This window comes from Streptomyces bambusae (assembly GCF_019400985.1).
In the GTDB taxonomy this organism is placed as follows: domain Bacteria; phylum Actinomycetota; class Actinomycetes; order Streptomycetales; family Streptomycetaceae; genus Streptomyces; species Streptomyces bambusae_A.
The window spans coordinates 1-4,903 of the sequence record NZ_WTFF01000437.1 but is presented as its reverse complement, the minus strand read 5'-3'; the positions used below and the strand labels follow the sequence as shown (position 1 = coordinate 4,903).

General features: G+C 74.0%; 4 protein-coding genes. 1 reads left to right on the top strand and 3 read right to left on the bottom strand.

What is annotated here, in order from left to right; genetic code table 11:
- Positions 1 to 9: 9 nt before the first annotated feature.
- Positions 10 to 1,197: a carboxylate--amine ligase gene (locus tag GPJ59_RS33460; protein WP_219671672.1), complete on the bottom strand. Its 1,188-nt coding sequence runs from the start codon at positions 1,195 to 1,197 to the stop codon at positions 10 to 12.
- Positions 1,198 to 1,349: 152 nt separating this feature from the next.
- Between GPJ59_RS33460 and GPJ59_RS33455 the strand changes: the two genes are divergently transcribed.
- On the top strand, positions 1,350 to 2,909 hold the full coding sequence (locus GPJ59_RS33455) for a glycoside hydrolase family 26 protein (RefSeq protein ID WP_219671671.1): 1,560 nt from the start codon (positions 1,350 to 1,352) through the stop codon (positions 2,907 to 2,909).
- A gap of 5 nt (positions 2,910 to 2,914) precedes the next feature.
- Here the strand turns inward: GPJ59_RS33455 and GPJ59_RS33450 are convergent, their stop codons facing one another.
- Together GPJ59_RS33450 and GPJ59_RS33445 are read right to left on the bottom strand one after the other, a co-directional pair.
- Entirely contained in the window at positions 2,915 to 4,063 is a 1,149-nt protein-coding gene (locus GPJ59_RS33450) for a GNAT family N-acetyltransferase (protein ID WP_219671670.1), read from the bottom strand.
- A complete protein-coding gene (locus GPJ59_RS33445; RefSeq protein WP_308120627.1) occupies positions 4,060 to 4,731 on the bottom strand; it encodes a lipopolysaccharide biosynthesis protein in 672 nt (223 codons plus the stop codon). Before GPJ59_RS33445 ends, GPJ59_RS33450 begins: the two co-directional genes overlap by 4 nt.
- Positions 4,732 to 4,903 lie beyond the last annotated feature (172 nt).

Genomic DNA, 4,903 nt, shown 5'->3' with positions numbered 1-4,903 from the left:
TTTTTTTTTTCAAAGCAAAAGACGCAAACCGATCCCACCCTCGGTCTCGTGGGCTCGGGATGTGTAAAAGAGACAGCCCCCGGCCCGCCCCGGTGCCACGGCCCCGCCCCGCCGCGGAGGCAGCGGCGGCAAGAGCCCGCGCAGCGTGGCGAGCAGGGCGTAGTTCTCCGCGACGAACACCCGGCCCGGGCCGCCCGTCGCCGCCGGCACCTGCCGGCCCGTCAGATCCAGGTACAGGGCCTGTACGACGTCCAGCCCGGCCTCGTCGGTGAACAGCCGGAACTGCGCCCCGGGCCGGGGGTTGAAGTCGACCAGCCGGAAGCAGCCGTGCTCGTCGCGGCGGAAGTCGAGGTCCAGGATCCCCTCGTAGCCCAGCCGTTCGGCCAGCCGCAGCCCCGCCGCCTCCACCGCCGGGTCCGGCAGCCAGCGGCCGCGCGCCGTGAGGCCCGTACGCACCGGCCAGGACAGCTCCTTGCGGCCGGACCCGGCCAGCAGCGGGCGCCCGCCCCCGGTGAAGCAGCCGTGGAAGAACCAGTCGGTGTCCGCCCCGGCCGGCAGGAACCGCTGGAGCAGCAGCCGGCTGCCCGCCTCCGCGGACCGCTCGTACAGCCCGCGCGCCTGGGCCGCCGAGTGCACCAGCGTGGTGCTGCGCAGCCCGCGGCCGGCCGGCAGCAGCCACGGCCGGCTCCACTTGGCCACCGCCGGCAGCCCCAGCCGCCACACGGCGTCGGCCGCCTCCACGCCGCTTTCCGGCACCACCGTCTCCGGGTGCGGGACGTCCCACCGCGCGCACAGCCGGGCCAGCTCCGCCTTGTCGGCCACCCGCTCAGGCAGCCGGTCGGGCTGACGGGGGATCCGGAACCGCCCCTGGAGCATCGGGGCGATCCGCGCGACCGTGATGGCGCTCAGGTCGTCCATCGCGATCAGCACCGCCGGCCGGCCGATCCGCTCGGCCACCCCGGTCAGGCACTCCAGCAACGCCTCGGGCCGCTCCGGGTCCACGCCGCCCCGCGGGCCGTCGTGCACCGCGCGCAGGTACCGCGAACGCGCCATGGGACCGCCCCCGTCCCCGACGACGGCGTGCACCTCCACGCCCCTGCGGCCAAGGGATCTGACGGCGCCGAGGGTTCCGTGGTGGAACGGGTTCCGGTCCAGCCTGAGCAGGACCGCGGGCGCGTGGTTGAGGTACGCGTGCATGGCAGAGGTGTCTTTCACCTAGTCGGACCAAGCGGGGGAAGTGTGCAGCTGCGAATGGCCTAGGCGGAGGCCATCGGACAAGCCGTTCGTCAGATCTGATGCCTAACGTCTGTCAAAGGCCCACCCGTTCGGGAAGCCCAGGAGGAGACGCCATGACCGGACCACGCCGCAGACTGACGAGCACCTGCATCGGCACGGTCACGGCCGGGCTGCTCGCCACCGGCGCCTCGCTCGCGGCACCGGAAGACGGGTCGTCGTCCCACGGCTCCGACGTCGCGATGGGCGCCTACCTCGACTACGGACCCAGGGGCGTGGCCCGGATCGGCGAACTGTCGCGCTGGCTGGGCGGCCGGCAGATCCGGGTCGGGCACACGTATCTGCCCGGGGACGTCTGGTCGAACATCGAGGGCGCCCCGGACTTCCTGGAGGACTGGGCCGAATGGCGCCAGGCCGACGACGACCGGATCTTCGTGCTCAACGTGCCCATGCAGGAGCGCAACGAGGGCCGCGTCCCCGACTGGCAGGTGGCCCGGATGATCCAGGCCGGCGCCGCGGGCCGGTACGACCACCACTTCGTGAAGCTCGCCGAGCGGCTCGTGGACCTCGGGATCGAGGACACGGTGATCGTGCTGGGCTGGGAGATGAACGGCGTCACCTACACCCACCGCTGCGTGCCGGACCCGGAGAACTGGAAGGCGTACTGGCGGCGCATCGTCAAGGCCATGCGGTCGGTGGAGGGGCAGGAGTTCCGCTTCGACTTCGCGCCGAACCGCGGCACCGACGCCATCCCCTGGACCCGGTGCTACCCCGGCGACGACGTCGTGGACATCATCGGCATGGACTCCTACGACCAGGCGCCCGGCTGGACGTTCGACGACCACGTGAGCCAGCCGTACGGGCTCCAGCACCAGGTCGACTTCGCGAAGGCTCACGGCAAAGCGATCTCGTACCCGGAGTGGGGGCTGTACCGGCACGGGGACAACGCCACGTACGTGCGCCGCATGCTGGCGTGGATCGACCGGCACAAGCCCGCCTACCACACCATCACGGACTACTGCCCGCACGGCGTGTGGCAGTGCAAGCAGAACCCGCAGGCGTCGAAGGTCTTCCGGGACACGCTGCGACGCCCGCCGGAGCCGACACCGACCCCGAGCCCGAGCCCGACGCCCAGCCCGGTCACCCCGACACCGGTCGTCCCGACCCCGGTCGTGCCGACGCCCGTGGTCCCGTCGCCCCTGGTCCCGACGCCCGTCGTCCCGACCCCGCAGATCCCCACGCCCGACATCCCCACGCCCGACGTCCCCACACCGCAGGTCCCGACCCCGAGCCCGCTGCCACCCACGCCCGAGGTACCCACGCCGAGCCCGTCCGTCGTACCCGACCCCGACGCGCCGAGCCCGACGCCGACACCGGAGCCGAAGCCCGAGGTCCCCACACCGACCCCAACCCCGACCCCGACCCCGACGCCGAAGCCCGACGTGCCCACCCCCACCCCGACCCCGAGCCCGGCCGGGCCGACGCCGGCACCCACCCCGCTGGTGCCGACGCCGAGCCCGACCCCGACCCCGTCGCCCGTCCCCGGCCGGCCGAACAGCACCCGGTGGTGCCTGCCGCTCACCTTCGGCGACTGGCTCTCCCAGTTGCTCGGGCAGCAGTCGTTCTGCTTCACCTTCGACTGGGGCAAGGACGAGGACGACGGCTGGCCGTTCTAGCCGGGTCATCGCACCCGCAGCTCGTTGAGCCTGGCGCGCCAGTCCCTGGCCGCCGGCAGCGCCTCCCGCAGCGCGCTCACCGCCCGCTCGCGCCCCGTCACCTGCGACTCGTGCAGTCGCAGCAGGGGCGCGAGCGAGGCCGTGGCCAGCAGGAAGCGCTGGTTGACCACCGTCTCGGGCCGCCAGTGGTTCTTGTACGGCTCGCTGCCGCGCAGGAAGCTCACCACCGGCCGCCCGTCGGCCAGCGCCCGCCCGGCCTCGTAGCGCAGCAGCAGCGTCGCCACGTCCACCTTCCGCTCCCGCAGCTCCGGGTCGGCCCCGTACAGGTAGCCGCCGCTCAGCCCGGCCGACAGCAGGGTGACGTTGGCCGCGACCACCTTCCCGTCCAGCCGGAACTCCGTCAGCCGGCCGTCCCCGTTGCGCACCATCCGCCGGGTCGCCCGGGTCAGGTGCTCGGCGAACCGCGGCTTGAGGTGTTCCGGGGTCACCCCGCGGCCGCGCCACTGCTTCTCGTGCAGCCGCAGCAGGGTCCGTACGGCGCGCGGCACCTCGTGCTCGGTGACCTCGTGCTCCTCGATCCCCGCCGCGTCGGTCTTGCGCAGCTTGGCCCGTACCCGCTGGGCTCCACCCGTCGGCATCCGCCGGACCAGCTCGTCGAACGGCAGCGTGGGCAGCTCCATGCAGGTGGAGTCGGCGAGCGTGCGCTTGGCCCCGGACCACTCCTGGTAGAGCCGCTCGGCGGCCGCGCCGGGGCGCACCTCGCGCAGGTCCACGACCGCGCCGCGGGCGGCCCGGTGCAGGCCCCGGGCGAGCGCCGTGAGGACCGGGCCGGCGTGGTCGCGGTCCACGAGGACGTCGAAGTAGTCGGTGATGCCGCCGCCGAGCGGCACCAGCAGCGGCAGCGGCCGGTGCACCAGCATCAGCGGGGCCGCGCCGACCAGTTCGCCGCCGCGTCGCACCAGGACGATCCGCAGCCGGCCCTCCCGGCCGTACGAGAGCCACCAGGAGTGCAGCCAGGCGTGGCTCTGGAAGGGGGTGGCGGTGGGACAGGCGCGTACGAGCCGGTTCCACGCCTCCTCCAGCAGGGCGAACTGGCGGGGGTCGCGGCACAGCGTCACCGTCAGAATTCCGGCGGAGCTCGCGCCTGTGCTCATCGCACGGACTCCTTCTCCTTCACGGAGCCGACCGCGCCGACCGCGGCGTCGCCGTGGTCACCCTGGGCGGGCAGCGAGGCGTACTCGACCGGCTCCGGCGCGGCCGGCTCCGCCTCCGCGCGGGCGGGGTCCTCGGCGCGTCGGCCGCGGGCGGGCCGGGCCAGCAGCCACAGGCCGCCGAGGAGGCCGCCGGCGCACATCCCGACGGCTCCGCTGATCGCGGCGGAGGGGGAGGCGGGGTCGGTGGGTGCGACGGCCTGGTTGAACAGCAGCAGCTGCACACCGGTGTTCTTCGCGGCCTGATTGCTGCTCAGGGAGAGTGCGTCGGCGACAGCGTTGGCGATGTCGGCGGCCTGGGAGGGGCTCGTGGAGGTGCCGGTGATGGAGATCATCGGCGACTCCGGGGAGGTCTCGGCCCGTACCTGGGTACGCAGCCGGTCGGCCGTCAGGCCCGCCCGCGGCTGGGCGTAGGCGAGGGTCGAACTGCTGGTGGCGATGCGGGCGTAGGCCTGGGCGAAGCCGAGGGCGGTGGCGGGCTCGGTGGTCTCGTCGGGCACGGCCACGACGTAGCTGGTCGCGGCGTACTCGGGGGCCTTGAGCACCCCGTACGCGCCTCCGGCGGCCAGGCCGAGCACGGCGCAGGCGGGCAGCGGCCACCAGACGGGCACGGCCCGCAGGCGGCGGCGCAGGCCGCCGCGCCGCCCGAGCCGCCGGAGGCCCCCGCCGCCACCGGCTCCTACTCGCTGCCCACCTCCTCGTACACGATCACCTCCCGGTACGGGGCCTCCGGCTCCATGTGGTCCTCCGGCCAGCACACCGGGCTCGACTTCGCCGCGCCGA

What these genes read in the sequence shown, in the direction of transcription:
- GPJ59_RS33455 (WP_219671671.1), top strand. Translation starts at nt 1,350, where the DNA reads ATGACCGGACCACGCCGCAGACTGACGAGCACCTGCATCGGCACGGTC.
- GPJ59_RS33450 (WP_219671670.1), bottom strand. Translation starts at nt 4,063, where the DNA reads ATGAGCACAGGCGCGAGCTCCGCCGGAATTCTGACGGTGACGCTGTGC.
- GPJ59_RS33460 (WP_219671672.1), bottom strand. Translation starts at nt 1,197, where the DNA reads ATGCACGCGTACCTCAACCACGCGCCCGCGGTCCTGCTCAGGCTGGAC.